Below are 15,699 nucleotides of genomic sequence, written 5' to 3'. Positions count from 1 at the left end.
TCACCGCAAGCTTACAAGGAATGGTTGGGCTGATCGCCCGCGCTTGATCTTTGCCTGAGTTGGCCAATTGAGCGTGCCGGGAATTCGCCAGATGTGGGAAATGTCAGCGGTTCCGAAATCCGCTCCGGTCGCTCTTTGTAACGCCCTTGCCAAAGGCTTCGCGTCCTTCGGATGCATGGGTCGATCGAACATGATCACTTGCTGCGTGTTGCCCGGCGATGTTTCGATCACGAAACTTGGCTCAATCGGCATTTCACCAATTTTGCCTGTGTCTGCGTCCATATCAGCGACCAAGCCAAGCACCCCGACAACGTCATCCTCACTACCTTTCTTTCCGCGAGGCAAGTCGGGGCGCATCAGGTGCAGACCGCAATAGACGTTTGCACCTGGTGTGTTCGCGTGTGACATGATTGAAGCGACAATTCCATCAATCTCACTGCACTTGTGGTGAGCAATTGCGCCTGGTCCACTATCGAATATTGCTGGAATCACAAGCTTACCAGCCGTTCCACGTGCACATTGACTCACTATTTCAATGTATCGACGCACTGCACCAGCGTCGAAGGATCGCTGTCGATCAGTCACTGTAGAGATTTGCGGCATACACATTCCAAATGAGTCACGATCGCCGTTTCAACCCAGGGCCGGTCTATCCACCATGTGAGAAAGAGCGTGGCCATCAATTGGCGCAAGGGGCGTCGTCCGTCACCCAAATGAAAATAGAAAATCGAAAGTTTTTTTGACCTGTTGATCTTGTTCGAATTTTCGTTTGGAGTGCGTCATGATCGTTGGAGCTAGGTGATGAGTAATAAGCGCGGGCGGCCACGCGTCGGCGTTGCGACGCGGGTCGGCGGAAGAAGACTACGAACGGCTCGCCGGGCGGCCACGGCAACTCAGTTACGGCTCGCATCAGAGTTATGCGTAAGCCCTCAGCAAATACAGAATTACGAAGGAGGGAAGTCCAACATTCCCGTCCGTCGGCTGCTCCAAGCCGCCCATTTCTTGCACGTAACACCTGATTTCTTGCTCGCACGGGATCCGCCGGGATACGAGGACATTCCGGAAGATTGCTTAGAGCTAGGGCTCTTGCTGACGCGCCTTTTCCGCAGAAGCCGCGAGTCTTATTGGCATGTTGTTGACGAGGCCACGTCTGAGTTGCACCGCAAGGGAGAGCTATCACCTGAACAAGCGTCCACGAACCGAACGATATTTGCAAAGTGCTTCGAAATTCTGGACGCGAACCAAGGGTTTTTGGATCGCGATACTGCGTTGCGCGTATTCGTGTAGCGGCTTGTCACAGCCCTGTCACAGCCCCGGCTGCGTAGCAGCCGGTTGCGCAATGACTGCACTTAGAATACCATTGATTTTACAGCGATTTTTCAGTGTTGCTGGATAGAGCGTTGCCCTCCGAAGGCAAAGGTCACACGTTCGAATCGTGTCGGGTGCGCCACTTCATTGTCGGGTTTGTCGTCCGGCCATGGTGCCGGCCGATCTGCCGGGTTTCAGCAGACCGGCCTCGCCTCAATGATGAGCCGACACGCTCTTCATGTATTGGGACATCAGATCGGCACCGGCAAAGTGGCCTATCTCCCCCAGGCTGACCATGCCGACCATCCGTTTGCTCTTGTTGATGACAGGTAGCTTGCGGATCTTCAGCGTCTCCATGTGATGCACCGCTTTCGCAAGATCGTCGTCTTCGCGGCAGCAGTGGATTCCTTCGGTCATCACATCGCGCGCTGTGGTGCGCGTAGAGTTGAAGTCCTTGCTCGCAAGACCTTTGCAGACAAGATCGCGATCCGTCACCATCCCGATCAGACGATCGTCTTGCCCGACCGGAATGCAGCCGACGTCGTGCCCTTGCATCAATTTCGCGATTTCAGTGATCGGGGTATCAGGGCTGACCCAATCGACGCCCTTGTGCATCACATCCTTGACCTTCATGGAGGACCTCCGTTGCAAGGCAGCAGCCCCCTCGCTCGCAACTATACGACAGATCGGGCGTGACCGCATGCGTGCTGCGCCTTGGTCAAGGCGCTGCGACCAGGGCGCCGCAATTCGATCCCTAATTTGGCCGCCGTGCCAGGTCCAGGTTCCAGGCCTTGTCCAGATTGCTGGCCTCTGCCAGGGCGGCCGCGCCCGGCAGGACGGCCGACGCAAGGTCGGTCCCGGTGAAATCGGCGCCGGCGAGATTGGCGCCAGATAGATCTGCTCCCGCAAGATCAGCCTTGATGAGGTTGCAGTTCGCCAAATTGGCATTCTGCAACTGCGCGAATTCGAGATCGGCGCGCGAGAGATTGGCGCCGCTCAGATCCGCATTCCGGAGATCGGCGGACTTGAGGACGCCACGCATCAGGCCCATCGATTGGTTGCGCATATCGGCGCTCAAATCCGCGCCCGCGAGCTTGGCCCCGATCAGGCTGGCGCCGGATAGATCGGCGGTGATGCGAGCGCCGCTCAAATCGGCGCCGCCAAGCTTGGCGCGCTGCATCTGCGTGCCGAGCAGCGTCGCCTTGACGAGGGACGCGCCCGTCAGATCTGCGTCGATGAGCCAAGCCTGGTTCAGCATGGCCCGATCGAAGCGCGCTGCTTTCAAATTGGTTCGGTTGAGCTTTGCGAGATGAAGGTTGCCGCCGGAGAAGTCGAGGCCCGCGAGATCGAGGTGCGACAGCCGCTTTCCTTCCAAATCTGCGCCGCGTCGGTCCCCCTGAGGCGCGACCTTGAGGAGCGCGTCGACTTCGGCGCGCGTCATCTCCGACGTCGTCATCTCGGGACTTTCGAGGTCGACGCCGCGCAACATGTCCTGCGACATGGCGGCAATCGGATCAACGAGCAGCGCCGCCATCGATACAAGGGCAAATGCGAGACGAAACCGCATCGCCGTCCTTCCGCTTTTGAGGTATCGCCGCTTCGCATCTTCGCGTCGGCCGCGCCGTGGAGATGCAGTTCCGGCTTCAGAGTATGAAGCCGGATCACGATCCTGGCAATGCTCGTGACCGTTTCGTGCGAAGGAACGAGCCTCAGCAGGTCGTGCTTTCACGACATCGGGGATTTGCGTCAGGGGTCCGCTCCGCCGCGATACCCACGGCTTTGGCAGCGAGACAACGGGCCGACCCGAGCCGGCCGCGCTTCTCAGCTCCGGCTCAGCAGCTGCCAGGTCGACGTCGCATGCGCGATCGGCTCGCCGGCTGCGGTGGAGGCCTGGGATTGCACGAAGAAGGTCTTCCGGCCACGCTTCAGGAAGGTCGCATGACAGGTCACGCGCCCTTCGCGGACCGCGGCGAGATATTGCACCTTCATCTCGAGCGTGGTGCCGGCACCCGCGACGTGGTTGACGAGATGCCCCATCGAGATGTCGAGCGCGGTCGCGAGAACCCCGCCGTGCAGCGTGCCTTGCGGGTTGAACAGCGGCCTCTCGACGTCGAAGGAGACGATGCACGCCTCGCCTTGGTAGGCGATATCGAGGCCGAACAAGCGCGACAGGAAGAACGATCCGAATTCCTGCCGTTCGTCTTCGACGGCGCGGCGCATCATCTGCTCGGCGATATCTCTCATGACGACACTCACATGACGGCTCAAATGGGCGATCGCACGAAGGTCCGTCCAAAGTCTCCGAACGCGCCTTCGAGGGCGAATCTCTCGAGCCGATCGTCGGTCCAGCCGCGCCATTCCGCAAGCACCTCGCGGGTGTGTTCGCCGAGCATCGGCGGTGGCGTGGAAGGCGCCGGCGGTTCGTCGCCGAACCGCGTCGGCCGGGCGATGAACTTGACGTCCCCTGCCGCTGGATGGCTGACGGTCTGGACCATGCCGCGCTGCGTGAGTTGCGGCGCCTCGCAGACTTCGCCGACGGACTTGATCGCGCCGCAGGGAATGCCGGCCGCGGCGAGCGCCTGCAACCAATCGGCGCGGCTCCTGCGGGCAAAGATCGGGGCGAGGATCGCGACGAGTTCGTTGCGGCTCGCCGCGCGCTTAGGGGCGGTTTCGAAACGCGCATCTTCGCGCAGGTCCGGGCGGTCGATGACGTCGCAAAAGGCCGCCCAGAACTTGTCGTTCGCGACCCCGACATTGATCCAGCCGTCACTCGCCTCGAACGGTTCGTACGGACTGATGGTCGGGTGGACGTTGCCGCGGCGCCTCGGGCTCTCTCCCGTGGCGAAGTACATGCCGGCGTTGAACGTCAGCAGCGATGCCATGGCGTCGAGCATCGAGACGTCGACCCGGCCGCCCTCGCCCGTCCGGCTCTTCCGCATCAACGCGGCGAGCACCGAATGCGACGCATACAGGCCGGTGACGAGATCGGCGATCGAGGTGCCGACCTTGGTCGGCGGCCCCTCGGGATCACCGGTGATGTCCATCACGCCGGACTCGCCCTGCAGGATCAGATCGTAGCCGGGGCGCAAGGCGTCCGCACCGGTGCGGCCGAATCCCGAGATGCTGCACAGGATGATATCGCCCTTGCGGGCGCACAGCGCGTCGAAACCGAGCCCCCATTTGTCGAGCGTGCCGGGACGGAAATTCTCGATCACGACGTCGGCCACGGATACGAGATCGAGCACCGCGTCGCGGCCCGCCGGCGACTTCAGATCGATGGCGCAACTGCGCTTGTTGCGGTTCACCGAGAGGAAATACGCGCTCTCGCCGCCGACGAACGGCGGCCCGTAGCGGCGGCTTTCGTCGCCCTGCCGCGGATCCTCGATCTTGACGATGTCGGCGCCGAGATCTCCGAGTTGCATCGTTGCAAAGGGACCGGAGACCACCCGGCAGAGATCGAGGACCCTGATGCCCGACAGCGGCTCGCGATCAGACGATCGCATCGGCGAGGTCCTTCATCGACGGCACCAGGATGTCGGGCTGGTGCGGCGTGATGCCGAACGGGCGGCTGCGCCGGTCGATGAAGGCGGTGCGCATGCCGGCGGACTTGGCGCCGATACAGTCGAAGGCGTGGTTGGCGACGAACAGCACTTGATCGGGCTTCACACCCATGATCTCGGCCGCTTTGGTATAGGTCGCGACATGCGGCTTGAACGAATTGGCTTCCGCCACCGAGATCACGCGATCGAACGGGACCTTGTGGTACTGCTTCGCGGTCTCGAGCATGTCCGGATCGCCGTTCGAGAGCACCACCAGCTTGTATTTGGCTTGCAACCGCGCCAGCGCTTCCGGCACCTCCGGAAACGGCACCAGCTTTTCGATCTCGCCGACAAGATAGCGCACGTCGTCCATCGTGTAGTCGATCTTGGCGCGGTCCATCACGTGGGACACCGCGCGGTGTCCGATCTCGCGATAGGGCGTGTGCTCGCGATGCAGCAGCGCGTCGATCATCGAATTCTCGAAATGCGTGCGCCGCCACCATGTGACGAAGGAATTCGGGTCGCCCTTCCAGCCCTTCTTCGCAAGGAACGGCGTCGCGATCCTGGTCAGGCCGCCCTGCATGTCAACGACCGTGCCGTACTGATCGAACATGCAGATCTTCACTTCGCGCTTGATGGTCTCAAAGCTCATTGATGCCTCCTGGGTTCAGCCGATTGGATAGGCGCTGCGCTGCCATAGATGAAATGGATTTGTGATCTCTGACTATTCACGATATGAATGACGGCATGAACCTCCGATCCATCGACCTCAATCTGCTCGTCGCGTTGGACGCACTGCTGACCGAGCGTCATGTCACCAAGGCAGCCGACCGCGTCGGCCTCAGTCAACCTGCGATGAGCAACGCGCTCAACCGGCTGCGCGCGATGTTCGAGGACGAGCTTCTGGTGCGGACGACAAGCGGGATGAAGCCCACGCCCCGCGCCACCGAACTGGCAGAGCCGCTGCGCCAGGTGCTGCGCCAGGTCGAGCGCGTGATGGCGAGCGATGCCGGCTTCGATCCAGGCCGAACGGAACGCGGCTTCACGATCAGAATGTCGGATATTCTTGCGTGTCTGCTGCTGCCGCGACTTGCGGCGGCGCGGCCGCCGGACGCGCGGATCTCCTACAACATCATCCATCTGCCGCCTTCGCTCACGATCGATGCGCTGGAGCGGGACGAGATCGACGTCGCTGTCAGCATGGGTCTCGAGCATTCCGCATCGATCCGATCCGAGACGCTGCTGCGCGACCGCATGGTCTGCCTGATGCGGAGCGGTCACCCGATCAAGCGCGGGCGGCTGACCTTCGAGCGCTTCATCGCGCAGGAGCACATGAAGGTCTCGATGAGCCCGACCGATCTTCGCTTCGTCGACGATGTGCTCGCCGAACGCGGCCATCGACGGCGCATCACGCTGAATGTGCCGCATTGGCTGGTCGTGCCTCATGTCTTGAAGAGCGCCGATCTGCTCGCCGTGATGCCGAGGCATCTCGCTGCCGTGCTGATGGACGACGGTCTGCGGATGGAAGAACTGCCGTTCGAATCGGCGCCGTTCGACTGGATGTTGTACTGGCATCGCAGATACGATCAGAGCAATGCGAACGGCTGGCTCCGCGATCGGCTCAGGGCGGCGTGCTCCGATCTGGGCTAGGCCCCGATGTCCGCCGGCCTCCGCGCGATGGACGAGTGACTCGCTGTCTCTCCGTCGGCGATAGCCGATGCGTCCTCTAGCGATCGTCCCTTGGTCTCGAATCCGAACACAAGAAAGACCACCGCCTGGAAGACGAGGATGCCGGCCAACGTCGTCAGCACGCCGGTCAAGCCCTGCCAGGCGAAGATCGCGACCACGACATACTGCACCAGCGCGGTCGCGATCCGTCCGGACGTGGCGCAGATCGCCGTGCCGCGAAGCCGATAGCGCGTCGGGAACAGTTCGGGGACGTGCATCGCGAACCCGGTCGCCAGCATGACGTAGATCGCGGTGACCAGCAGGAAGCCAATGCCCGCGAGCGCAACGCCATCCGGCATATGCGGATAGGCGATACCGAGCACGGCTGCCGCAATCGACGAGCAGACGATCGAGAGCCGGCGTCCCAGCCGATCCGCCAGCACGAGCCCGATCAGCGATCCGACCGGCCCGCCCAGCGCCATCACGGTGGTGTAGCCCAGCGAGGAGACCACGCTGTGGCCGCCTTTGACCATGAAGGTCGGCAGCCAGCCGATGAACCCGTAGAGACTGAAGCCGACGACGATGTGCAGCAGGCTGCCGAGCAGCGTGCGCGCGAGATACGGCGGCTGGAACAGGCGCCAGACCGCGCCGGGCGATTCCTGCGCCAACGTGCTGGCGGCGACGGGAGCCAGCGTTCCCTTGCGCGCGGCCCCCGCTTCGATCGTCGACAAGATCTTCTCGGCCTCGTCAGTGCGTCCGTTCGCGGCAAGCCAGCGCGGCGATTCCGGCATCGACTTGCGCAAGAACCAGACGATCATCGCCAGGATGCCGACGAGGGCGAACATGTAGCGCCATCCGAGCGTCGGGATCACCCACAGGCCGATCATGGACGACGCGAACAGCGAGAAGTTGGTGATCACGGCCAAGAGTCCGATCCAGCGGCCGCGCGAAGCGGCCGGCACGAACTCCGTCAAGGTCGCGTAGCCGACCACGATCTCCGCGCCGAGCCCGATGCCGATGATGAAGCGCAGGCCGATCAGGACGGTCATGCTGGGTGCGAAGGCCGCCGCGATCGACGCGAGGCCGAAGATCGCGAGGTTCATCTGGTAGGAGAAGCGGCGACCGAAGCGGTCGCCAAGGATACCGGAGAACCAGGCCCCGATCGTCATGCCGACGAAGGTCGCGGAGACGAATGCGGCGTTGAGCTCGAGCGTCGACCAGCCTTCCTTGAGCACCGCGCCCAGCACGCCGCCGGCCAGATAGATGTCGAATGCGTCGAGAAACATGCCGGCGCCGATCAGGGCCAGGATGCGCCAGTGGAATCCGCAGATCGGCAGCCTGTCGAGGCGCGCGCCCGCGTTGATGTCGATGTCGGCGGATCGCGCCATTCCAAACCTCCCTGCCCGGCCTTATGCGAGCCGGATGTTCCGATCGTCGATTGATGACGCGCAGGGGGTCGTCGTCCAATTCAAAACGAAAATTCGACTATTTGGCGCAGTGATGAAGCCGGCGAGAGCGCGCGCTCGCGTTCCATCCTGACACCAAACTGAATTGCATCTGTCGTCGTTAACGATCCCATCGTCGCGCGATCACGTGATCGCTCATCAGCGCACATATTCACAACGGGTTCATGCCGGCGCGACTATTCGAGTCCGAAGCTGGGGGAAGCAAGATTGGAGTATCTGCCATGCGCCGCATCGCCGGACTGCCTCTCGCTCTGGCTCTTAGCCTCTGCTGTCTTTCACCACCTGCGCCAGCGCGCGCGCAGCTCGCCATCGGCATCAGCGTCGATGCGGCACCGCCGCCATTGCCGGTGTACGAGCAGCCGCCGATCCCCGGCGACGGCTATATCTGGACGCCGGGCTATTGGGCGTGGAGCGACGATATCGGTTACTACTGGGTGCCCGGCACGTGGGTGCTTCCGCCCGCACCAGAGTTGCTATGGACGCCCGGCTATTGGGGCTGGAACGATGGCGCCTACGGCTTCCACGCCGGATACTGGGGAGCGAGCGTCGGCTTCTACGGCGGCATCGCATACGGCTTCGGCTACACCGGTCTCGGCTATGACGGCGGCTATTGGCGCGGCGGCAGCTTCTTCTACAACCGCTCCGTCACCAACATCACGAATGTCTCGGTCACCAACGTCTACAGCAAGACCGTCATCAACAACACGACCAACGTCAGCTACAACGGCGGCACCGGCGGCATCACAGTGAGACCGACGCCGCAACAGCTCGCCGCCGCGAACGAGCACCACGTGGCTGCAACCGGCGAGCAGACGCGGCACGCGGAAGCGGCGATGAAGGATCCGGCGCTGACGCTTGCCAACAATCACGGTCATCCGGCGATCGCCGCGACCGCGCACGCGGCACGGTTCAGCGGCGCAGGCGTGATCGCCGCGCACCCGGGCAAGCCAATCGCGGCACCGCCGCCCCGGCATGCGCAGCCTACGACAGGACACACTCTGCCGACGGGGAATGCCCTGCCGCCAGGACACGCTCTGCCGAGCGGAAACGCTCTGCCGCCAACACATGCGTCGCCGACGGGGCACGCCCTGCCTTCCGGAAACGCGCTGCCGCAAGCACAGACAACCACGACAGGACACGCCCTGCCCACCGGAAACGCGCTACCGCCGACACACGCGTCGACAACGGGACACGCCTTGCCTGCGGCAAACGCTTCGCCGGCTGTACACGCACTGCCGACGGGACACGCTCGGCCTGTTGCCGTCAACCATCCCGCTCCGGCGCCGCACGTCGCAGCGCCAGCCGTGCATGCGCCGAGACCGCAATTCGCACAGCATGCACCACCGCCGCCACGTGCGGTCGTGCATCCGCCGGCCGTGCACCGTCCTCCGCCGCCGCCCCGGCGTGCGCCACCGCCGCATGTGTCACGGCCGGCACCTCGGCCCCATCCTGCGCCACGGCCGCATCCTGCTGCGAGGCCGCATCCGGCGCCACACAAGCACTGACGATCCAGTTCATCGGCGTGCCTGCAAGGGCACGCCGATTTCGTATCAAACCCATCGCTGCACAGAGGCACGCGAGGCGCGACGTCAGACCAGTTCGTCGGCCGCATCCCCGATCGCGGCGTAGATTTCCTTGAGGTCCGCCTCCGTTACACAGTAAGGCGGCATGACATAGATCGTATTGCCGAGCGGCCGCAGCAGCAGGTTTCGGTGCGCGAAGAAGGCCTGAAGTCTGGGACCGATGCCTGCGAGATAACCGGCATCGCTTGCCTTCAGGTCAAGCGCGGTGATCGTGCCGGTGCGGCGGACATTCTCGAAGCGTGTGTCGGCGCGCAACGGTGCGATCAGACGCTCCTGCATCGCGGCGAGCGATGTGGCGCGCTCGCCCGCGCCATGCTGCCAGAGCTCTAGGTTTGCCCTTGCCGCGGCGCAGGCGACCGGGTTTGCCGTATAGGAACTGGAGTGGAAGAACATCCGCGAACGATCGCTGGAATAATGTGCGTCGTAGATCTCGGCGCGGCAGAGCGTCACCGCGAGCGGCAGCGATCCACCGGTGAGCCCCTTTGAGTAGCAGGCGATATCGGGCGTGATGTCTGCCTGCTCGCACGCGAACAAGGTGCCGGTGCGGCCCCAGCCGGTCATCACCTCGTCGGCAATGAATAGCACATCATGGGCTTCGCAGATCCGCTTCATCTCCTTCAGCACCGAGGTCGGATACATCAGCATCCCGCCCGCGCCCAGGACCAGCGGCTCGACGATGAACGCCGCCGCGGTTTCCGTCTTGCACGCAGCTTCGAGCGCATCAAGCGTTGCCTGCTCGTGGCCAGCAGCGGGAAACGGGATTGATTCGACATCGAACAGCAACGGCTCGTAGGCCTTGTTGAAGACGCCGCGCGCGCCGACCGACATCGTCCCCACGGTGTCGCCGTGGTAGGAGTGCTGCATCACGATGATCCGCGTGCGCGGCACGCCGATATTGTGCCAGTAGCCGAGCGCCATCTTCAGCGCCACTTCCACGCTGGTCGAGCCGGAGTCGGAGAAGAACACATACTCCAGGCCGCGCGGCGCCAGCTTCAGGAGCTGCGCGGCGACCTCTTCGGCCGGATCATGGGTATGGCCGGCAAAGATGATCTGGTTGAGCTGTTCCGCCTGGTTCTGGATCGCGCGCACGATATGCGGATGGCAATGGCCGTGGGTCACGACCCACCAGGATGAGATCGCATCGATGATGCGGCGGTCATCCGCGGTGTAGAGATAGGCGCCCTCGCCGCGCACGATCCTGGTCATCCGGTCGTGCAGCGCGTGCTGGGTGAACGGGTGCCAGATCGGCGATTTCTGAGCTGACATCATGGGTTGAAATCGTCGCGCCGGAACGAGGTGTTGAAAGCCGTTTGCAGCGTGTCTGCGGCGAGCCGAGACAGCCAGGGCAACCGGCCCAGCCGGCGGACCTGCCCGATTTCGCAGATCGCCCGCTCACTCTCGGGATTGCTTTCGCCGATGAAGGCGATCCCAAGAATGTCGATGTTGCGCTTGCGCAGCGCCTCGACCGACAACAGCGAATGATTGATGGTGCCCAAGGCGGTGCGGGCGCACAGCACCACCGGAAGCCGCCATCGCGCGAACATGTCGATAAAGAGCGTGTCGTCGTTCAGCGGCACCATCAGTCCGCCGGCGCCCTCGATCACCAGCGGCCGGCCGGCGATATCGGGCACGTCGAGCGCGTCAGGCTCGATGCGTACGCCGTCGATCGCCGCAGAATGATGCGGCGACGCCGGCGTCCGAAGGCGATAGCGCTCCGGCACGATACGATCGGCCGCAACACCCGCAAGCCGCGCCACCAGTTGCGCATCGCTCTCTTCCTCAAGGCCGGACTGAACCGGCTTCCAGTAGCTCGCACCGAGGAAGCCGGCGAGGCCCGCGGAGAAGATCGTTTTCCCAATCCCGGTATCGGTACCGGTCACCACGATGCGGCTGATCATTGCGACCAACCCTGCGTCTCCGCGACGAGCGCATCGAGCAGTGCGCGCACGTCGTCCTCGTCGACATTAAGAGTCAGCGCAATGCGCAGCCGCGCGGTGCCCGCCGGCACGGTCGGCGGTCTGATGCCTCTGACGTCGAAGCCGCGCGCCTGCAGCGCAGAGGCAAGCCGCATCGCGCGCGCATTGTCGCCGACGATATAGGGCACGATCTGCGAACGCGACGGACTGCACCAGCCGCGCAGATCGAGCTCGCGATGGGTGAACGCAACCAGATCTGCGAGGCGCTGCTGGCGCTCGGGCTCCTGCTGCAGGATCAGCAGCGCCTCACGCACGGCGACGGCCACGAGCGGCGACGGCGCGGTGGCGAAGATGAACGGGCGGGACCGATTGACCATGAAGTCGCGCAGCACGGTGGACGCCGTGACCAGCGCGCCTGCGGCGCCCAGCGCCTTGCCGCAGGTATGAACGATCACGAGATTCTCGCGCCCTTCATAGGGCGCCGTCAGCCCGCGGCCCTGTTCGCCGTAGACGCCGGTGCCGTGCGCTTCGTCCACCATCAGGAACGCATCGTGCTGCTCGGCGATGGCGACGAGGTCGTCGAGCGGTGCGACATCGCCGTCCATGCTGTAGACGCTTTCGACCACGATCCAGACCCGGCCCGTTCCACCCTCGGCGCGCCAGCCGCGGATGGTGCCCTCGACCGACCCAGGGTCATTGTGCGCGCTGAACCGGAACTCAGCGCGGCCGGCCCGCGCGCCTTCGTGGATGCTGGCGTGCACCAGCGCATCGAGCACGAGCAGATCGCCGCGCTGCGGCAGCGTCGTCAGCACGGCGAAATTGGCGACATAGCCGCCGCCGAAGAACAGCGCGGTCTCGGCGCGGAAGAACGCGGCGGCCTCGGCCTCCAGCCTTTCGTGCTCCTCGCAATTTCCGCGCAACAGCCGCGAACCGCCGGCGCCGACCGGCGTGCCGGCCTCGATCGCGGCCGAGACGGCCCGCTTGATGCGTGGCGCGTTCGCCAGCGCCAGATAGTCGTTCGATACGAAATCGATGCCCGCGCGCGGCTTGAGGCCGCGCAGCCGATCGTCCTTGCTCAGGGCGTGCAAGGCCGCGGCGTAATCAGCGGCCTTGGCCGCCTGGATTGCGCTCATGCTTCACTCTCAGGATAGTGGTTGGTCACACGGCGAACGACGCCGCGCGCTCGCGGATGATTGCGGTCAGGCGAGACGGGATGTGATGCCGAGCCGGTCCAGCAGATCGGCGTCGCGATCCCGCTGCGGGTTCTTGGTGGTCAGCAGTACGTCGCCGATGAAGATCGAATTGGCGCCGGCGAGGAAGCACATCGCCTGCAGCTCATCGGTCATGTATTGCCGTCCGGCCGACAGCCGCACCACGCTGTTCGGCATCATGATCCGCGCGGTAGCGACCAGCCGCACCAGCGCGATCGGATCGGGGCGCTCGGCAGTGTCGTTGACCGGCACGCCCTTGACCTCGTTCCACAGATTGATCGGCACACTCTCCGGATGGCTCGGGAGATTCGCGAGCAGCATCAGCATGCCGAGCCGGTCTTCGACCTGTTCACCCATGCCGATAATGCCGCCGCAGCAGACCTTGATGCCGGCGTCGCGCACATGCGCAAGCGTATCGACGCGGTCCTGCAAGGTGCGGGTGGTGATGATCTTGTCGTAATACTCCGGCGAGGTATCGACGTTGTGGTTGTAGAAATCGAGCCCGGCGTCGGAGAGGCGTCCGGCCTGGTCAGGCGTCAGCATGCCGAGCGTGACGCAGGTTTCCATGCCCAGCCCCTTCACGGCGCTGACCATGTCGCAGACCTGATCGAGATCGCGGTCCTTGGGGCTGCGCCAGGCGGCGGCCATGCAGAAGCGGGTTGCGCCGGCATCCTTGGCGCGCTGCGCGACCGCAACCACCTCGTCCCGCGGCATCAGGCGGGTGGCCTTCAGGCCGGTGTCGTAATGGGCGCTCTGGGAGCAGTAGCCGCAGTCTTCCGGACAGCCGCCGGTCTTGATGCTGAGCAGGCTCGCGGTTTCGACGTGGTTCGGATTGAAATTGGCGCGGTGGATGCCCTGCGCCTGGAACATCAGGTCCGCGAACGGCAGGTTGTAGAGCGCCTCGGCCTCGGTACGCTCCCAGTGCTTGCGGAGCGGTGCGCTGCTGTGGCTTTCGGTCCGTTCGATCTCAACGACATCAACCATCGGGCTTGCCTTCTTCCTTGTACAGATCATAGATAATTCCATATATTATCTATGATATCGGACTTAGAATGATGCTAGCCGAGGCCAAACAAGAGCGCACCCATTTTTGCGATAGATAATCTATGAGCGGCGAAGGCGAGAACATGACGACCGCGGGACGCATTGCCGAGGCGATCGGCGAGCGCATCATCGGCGGCGCATTGCCGCCGGATGCTCCGCTGCGGCAGGACCATGTCGCGCGGGAATTCCATTCCAGCCACGTCCCGGTACGCGAGGCCTTCAGGCAATTGGAGGCGCAGCATCTCGTCGTTGCGGTGCCGCGCCGCGGGGTGCGGGTTGCTCCGCTCGACACCAAGTCGGTGAAGGAGATCGCCGAGATGCGCGCCGCGCTCGAGGTGGTGGCGTTGCGCAATGCCGCTCCCAGGTACACATCCGCCCATCTGGCACGGATCGAGGTCGCGCTGATCGAAGGCGACAATGCCGAGACGGTTCAGGAATTCGAACTGGCCAATCGCGCCTTCCATTACGCGCTGGTGGCGCCTTGCGCGATGCCGCGGCTGCTCGCCAGCCTCGACGGATTGCAGCTCGCAAATTCACGGTTGGTGTTTGCGATGGCGCGCAACGCCGGCTGGCGGCCGCGGCCGAGCCAGGATCATCGCGTGATCCTGCAGGCACTGCGCGCGCGCAACATCGAGCAGGCCTGCAGCCTGCTCGCGCGCCACATTCAAACGATCGAGCGGCTTGCCTTGCCGGCGGCGTGATTGGAGCAGCGATCCGCTCTACGTTAGTTTTTCTCACACCATGGGCGAGTTCTTGAAGATTGTCCGGCTCGCAACCGAGAGATACGTTCACTCTGAACGTGAGACACACGGGCAGCATGGTGGACGACATGAAGGTACGAGCGGGCCAGTGCCACTGTGGCGCGGTGCGTTTCGAGGTGATGCTCAGCGACGACTTCAATTCGATTCGCCGCTGCACCTGTTCCTATTGCCGAATGCGCGGCGCCGTCGTTGCCATGGCAGAAATGGGCGGGATCAAGTTCCTGCAAGGTGAGGACGTGTTGACGACCTACCGCTTCCATACCGGATCAGCGCAGCACTTCTTCTGCTCTCGCTGCGGAATATACACGCATCATCAACGGCGATCCGACCAGAGTCTCTATGCCGTCAACGTAGCTTGCCTCGACGGGGTAAGCCCGTTCGATTTCCCGGAAGTACCTGTGATGGACGGCGTAAATCATACCAACGACACCGGCAGGCCGACGCGTCGCGCAGGCACACTGCGCTTCATCTCGACCGACTAAACGATCACCGTCTGCAACGACCGCGCGGTAAGATTGAATTGAACCATCATCGTGCTTGAGTTCATTGGTTGCGCTAGAGCGTCGTCGAGCGAAATGGACACCGGTTCGCGTGAAGAAAACGCGTCAAGACAAGACTTGAGAGCTTCGGTTCTGATTCGATCAGAACCGAAAATGCTCTAGGCGATCGCGACGATCTCCAGCTCCTGGGCGCCCGAGCCTGCGACGTCGCCCACGGCTTTCCCCATTAACGATCTCGCCACCGGCGAGACGAAGGAGATCGAGCCTGCCTTTGGATCGGCTTCGTCCTCGCCGACAATGCGGTAGGTCTGCACGCGGCCATCGGCGCGGCTGAACGTCACGGTGCTGCCGAAGGCAACGGTTTCGGTCGAGGCGGGGTCGGGGACGACCTGCGCGGTGCGGAGCCTTTCCGTGAGATAGCGTGTGTCGCGCAACGGCACCGCCGACTGCCGTCGCCGTTCGTTGACGTCGTCCAGCCGCTGCGCGGCCTCGTAGGCCTCGCGCGCCTCCAGGAGCTGGAGCTCCAGCGCCTTACGTCCTGTCTCGGTCACCAGATTGGGATGCGGCGATATGGGGCGGTCCGGCAACAGCGTTTCGGACGCGGTCTCGGCACTTTCTTCCTTGGTAAAGGCAACGCTCAATCCGGAACTCCATCGATCAAGCGGGCAGTATAGCCCCGCCTGACCCGCGCCGCTAATACCCG

Annotated in this window: 17 protein-coding genes; 5 read left to right on the top strand and 12 right to left on the bottom strand. The window is 63.5% G+C overall.

The features are described 5' to 3' along the window. Entirely contained in the window at positions 1–408 is a 408-nt protein-coding gene (locus BraRD5C2_RS23195; protein WP_223971822.1) for a DNA-primase RepB domain-containing protein, read from the bottom strand. 393 nt (positions 409–801) lie between these two features. Here BraRD5C2_RS23195 and BraRD5C2_RS39710 point away from each other — a divergent pair, with 393 nt between their 5' ends. Then, entirely contained in the window at positions 802–1,287 is a 486-nt protein-coding gene (locus tag BraRD5C2_RS39710; RefSeq protein ID WP_223971821.1) for a helix-turn-helix domain-containing protein, read from the top strand. 234 nt (positions 1,288–1,521) lie between these two features. On the opposite strand, the gene BraRD5C2_RS23185 is transcribed toward BraRD5C2_RS39710, so the two are convergent. From BraRD5C2_RS23185 to BraRD5C2_RS23165, 5 genes are all read right to left on the bottom strand, one after another. Further along, positions 1,522–1,941 (bottom strand): CBS domain-containing protein, encoded by a 420-nt coding sequence (locus BraRD5C2_RS23185; protein ID WP_223971820.1) that lies wholly within the window; start codon positions 1,939–1,941, stop codon positions 1,522–1,524. A 121-nt stretch (positions 1,942–2,062) separates the two neighbouring features. Further along, a complete protein-coding gene (locus tag BraRD5C2_RS23180; protein WP_223971817.1) occupies positions 2,063–2,875 on the bottom strand; it encodes a pentapeptide repeat-containing protein in 813 nt (270 codons plus the stop codon). 254 nt (positions 2,876–3,129) lie between these two features. Further along, the gene (locus tag BraRD5C2_RS23175) at positions 3,130–3,552 is read right to left on the bottom strand and encodes a PaaI family thioesterase (RefSeq protein ID WP_223971813.1); all 423 of its coding nucleotides are present in this window, start codon (positions 3,550–3,552) and stop codon (positions 3,130–3,132) included. Between the two features lie 20 nt (positions 3,553–3,572). Further along, positions 3,573–4,811, bottom strand: coding sequence for a CaiB/BaiF CoA transferase family protein (locus BraRD5C2_RS23170; RefSeq protein WP_223971810.1), 1,239 nt, complete (start codon positions 4,809–4,811; stop codon positions 3,573–3,575). After that, positions 4,798–5,499 carry a haloacid dehalogenase type II gene (locus tag BraRD5C2_RS23165; RefSeq protein ID WP_223971808.1) on the bottom strand — a complete coding sequence of 234 codons (702 nt, stop codon included), beginning with the start codon at positions 5,497–5,499 and terminating at the stop codon, positions 4,798–4,800. Before BraRD5C2_RS23165 ends, BraRD5C2_RS23170 begins: the two co-directional genes overlap by 14 nt. A 95-nt stretch (positions 5,500–5,594) precedes the next feature. On the opposite strand from BraRD5C2_RS23165, the gene BraRD5C2_RS23160 reads away from it, so the two are divergent. After that, positions 5,595–6,497 carry a LysR family transcriptional regulator gene (locus BraRD5C2_RS23160; protein ID WP_223971805.1) on the top strand — a complete coding sequence of 301 codons (903 nt, stop codon included), beginning with the start codon at positions 5,595–5,597 and terminating at the stop codon, positions 6,495–6,497. Here the strand turns inward: BraRD5C2_RS23160 and BraRD5C2_RS23155 are convergent. Then, positions 6,494–7,903 carry an MFS transporter gene (locus BraRD5C2_RS23155; protein ID WP_223971802.1) on the bottom strand — a complete coding sequence of 470 codons (1,410 nt, stop codon included), beginning with the start codon at positions 7,901–7,903 and terminating at the stop codon, positions 6,494–6,496. The two genes, BraRD5C2_RS23160 and BraRD5C2_RS23155, sit on opposite strands and share 4 nt — an antisense overlap. Positions 7,904–8,202: 299 nt before the next feature. Here BraRD5C2_RS23155 and BraRD5C2_RS23150 point away from each other — a divergent pair, with 299 nt between their 5' ends. Then, the gene (locus tag BraRD5C2_RS23150) at positions 8,203–9,486 is read left to right on the top strand and encodes a YXWGXW repeat-containing protein (RefSeq protein ID WP_223971800.1); all 1,284 of its coding nucleotides are present in this window, start codon (positions 8,203–8,205) and stop codon (positions 9,484–9,486) included. Positions 9,487–9,570: 84 nt separating this feature from the next. On the opposite strand, the gene BraRD5C2_RS23145 is transcribed toward BraRD5C2_RS23150, so the two are convergent. The 4 genes from BraRD5C2_RS23145 to bioB form a co-directional block, all read right to left on the bottom strand. After that, complete coding sequence (locus tag BraRD5C2_RS23145; protein WP_223971798.1) at positions 9,571–10,833, bottom strand: adenosylmethionine--8-amino-7-oxononanoate transaminase; 1,263 nt, start codon at positions 10,831–10,833, stop codon at positions 9,571–9,573. Next, positions 10,830–11,462: a dethiobiotin synthase gene (gene bioD, locus BraRD5C2_RS23140; protein WP_223972541.1), complete on the bottom strand. Its 633-nt coding sequence runs from the start codon at positions 11,460–11,462 to the stop codon at positions 10,830–10,832. The genes BraRD5C2_RS23145 and bioD overlap by 4 nt, the downstream gene beginning before the upstream one ends. Then, on the bottom strand, positions 11,459–12,613 hold the full coding sequence (locus BraRD5C2_RS23135) for an 8-amino-7-oxononanoate synthase (RefSeq protein WP_223971796.1): 1,155 nt from the start codon (positions 12,611–12,613) through the stop codon (positions 11,459–11,461). The genes bioD and BraRD5C2_RS23135 overlap by 4 nt, the downstream gene beginning before the upstream one ends. Positions 12,614–12,679: 66 nt before the next feature. Next, a complete protein-coding gene (bioB, locus tag BraRD5C2_RS23130) occupies positions 12,680–13,675 on the bottom strand; it encodes a biotin synthase BioB (RefSeq protein WP_223971794.1) in 996 nt (331 codons plus the stop codon). A 122-nt stretch (positions 13,676–13,797) separates the two neighbouring features. Here bioB and BraRD5C2_RS23125 point away from each other — a divergent pair, with 122 nt between their 5' ends. Next, entirely contained in the window at positions 13,798–14,436 is a 639-nt protein-coding gene (locus tag BraRD5C2_RS23125; protein ID WP_223971792.1) for a GntR family transcriptional regulator, read from the top strand. 116 nt (positions 14,437–14,552) lie between these two features. Continuing rightward, the gene (locus BraRD5C2_RS23120) at positions 14,553–14,978 is read left to right on the top strand and encodes a GFA family protein (RefSeq protein WP_223971789.1); all 426 of its coding nucleotides are present in this window, start codon (positions 14,553–14,555) and stop codon (positions 14,976–14,978) included. 176 nt (positions 14,979–15,154) lie between these two features. Here BraRD5C2_RS23120 and greA read toward each other — a convergent pair whose 3' ends face one another. Further along, positions 15,155–15,637 carry a transcription elongation factor GreA gene (greA, locus tag BraRD5C2_RS23115; RefSeq protein WP_223971787.1) on the bottom strand — a complete coding sequence of 161 codons (483 nt, stop codon included), beginning with the start codon at positions 15,635–15,637 and terminating at the stop codon, positions 15,155–15,157. Positions 15,638–15,699 lie beyond the last annotated feature (62 nt).

Origin of the sequence: Bradyrhizobium sp. RD5-C2, from assembly GCF_019972155.1 — a bacterium.
Lineage (GTDB): Bacteria > Pseudomonadota > Alphaproteobacteria > Rhizobiales > Xanthobacteraceae > Bradyrhizobium.
Note: the sequence above shows the minus strand (reverse complement) of the source record. Positions and strands in the feature narration are given on the sequence as shown.

Excerpts from the sequence above, each read along its gene's own strand:
- BraRD5C2_RS23195 (WP_223971822.1), bottom strand. The coding sequence starts at position 408 with ATGTCACACGCGAACACACCAGGTGCAAACGTCTATTGCGGTCTGCAC.
- BraRD5C2_RS39710 (WP_223971821.1), top strand. The coding sequence starts at position 802 with ATGAGTAATAAGCGCGGGCGGCCACGCGTCGGCGTTGCGACGCGGGTC.
- BraRD5C2_RS23185 (WP_223971820.1), bottom strand. The coding sequence starts at position 1,941 with ATGAAGGTCAAGGATGTGATGCACAAGGGCGTCGATTGGGTCAGCCCT.
- BraRD5C2_RS23180 (WP_223971817.1), bottom strand. The coding sequence starts at position 2,875 with ATGCGGTTTCGTCTCGCATTTGCCCTTGTATCGATGGCGGCGCTGCTC.
- BraRD5C2_RS23175 (WP_223971813.1), bottom strand. The coding sequence starts at position 3,552 with ATGAGAGATATCGCCGAGCAGATGATGCGCCGCGCCGTCGAAGACGAA.
- BraRD5C2_RS23170 (WP_223971810.1), bottom strand. The coding sequence starts at position 4,811 with ATGCGATCGTCTGATCGCGAGCCGCTGTCGGGCATCAGGGTCCTCGAT.
- BraRD5C2_RS23165 (WP_223971808.1), bottom strand. The coding sequence starts at position 5,499 with ATGAGCTTTGAGACCATCAAGCGCGAAGTGAAGATCTGCATGTTCGAT.
- BraRD5C2_RS23160 (WP_223971805.1), top strand. The coding sequence starts at position 5,595 with ATGAACCTCCGATCCATCGACCTCAATCTGCTCGTCGCGTTGGACGCA.
- BraRD5C2_RS23155 (WP_223971802.1), bottom strand. The coding sequence starts at position 7,903 with ATGGCGCGATCCGCCGACATCGACATCAACGCGGGCGCGCGCCTCGAC.
- BraRD5C2_RS23150 (WP_223971800.1), top strand. The coding sequence starts at position 8,203 with ATGCGCCGCATCGCCGGACTGCCTCTCGCTCTGGCTCTTAGCCTCTGC.
- BraRD5C2_RS23145 (WP_223971798.1), bottom strand. The coding sequence starts at position 10,833 with ATGATGTCAGCTCAGAAATCGCCGATCTGGCACCCGTTCACCCAGCAC.
- bioD (WP_223972541.1), bottom strand. The coding sequence starts at position 11,462 with ATGATCAGCCGCATCGTGGTGACCGGTACCGATACCGGGATTGGGAAA.
- BraRD5C2_RS23135 (WP_223971796.1), bottom strand. The coding sequence starts at position 12,613 with ATGAGCGCAATCCAGGCGGCCAAGGCCGCTGATTACGCCGCGGCCTTG.
- bioB (WP_223971794.1), bottom strand. The coding sequence starts at position 13,675 with ATGGTTGATGTCGTTGAGATCGAACGGACCGAAAGCCACAGCAGCGCA.
- BraRD5C2_RS23125 (WP_223971792.1), top strand. The coding sequence starts at position 13,798 with ATGAGCGGCGAAGGCGAGAACATGACGACCGCGGGACGCATTGCCGAG.
- BraRD5C2_RS23120 (WP_223971789.1), top strand. The coding sequence starts at position 14,553 with ATGGTGGACGACATGAAGGTACGAGCGGGCCAGTGCCACTGTGGCGCG.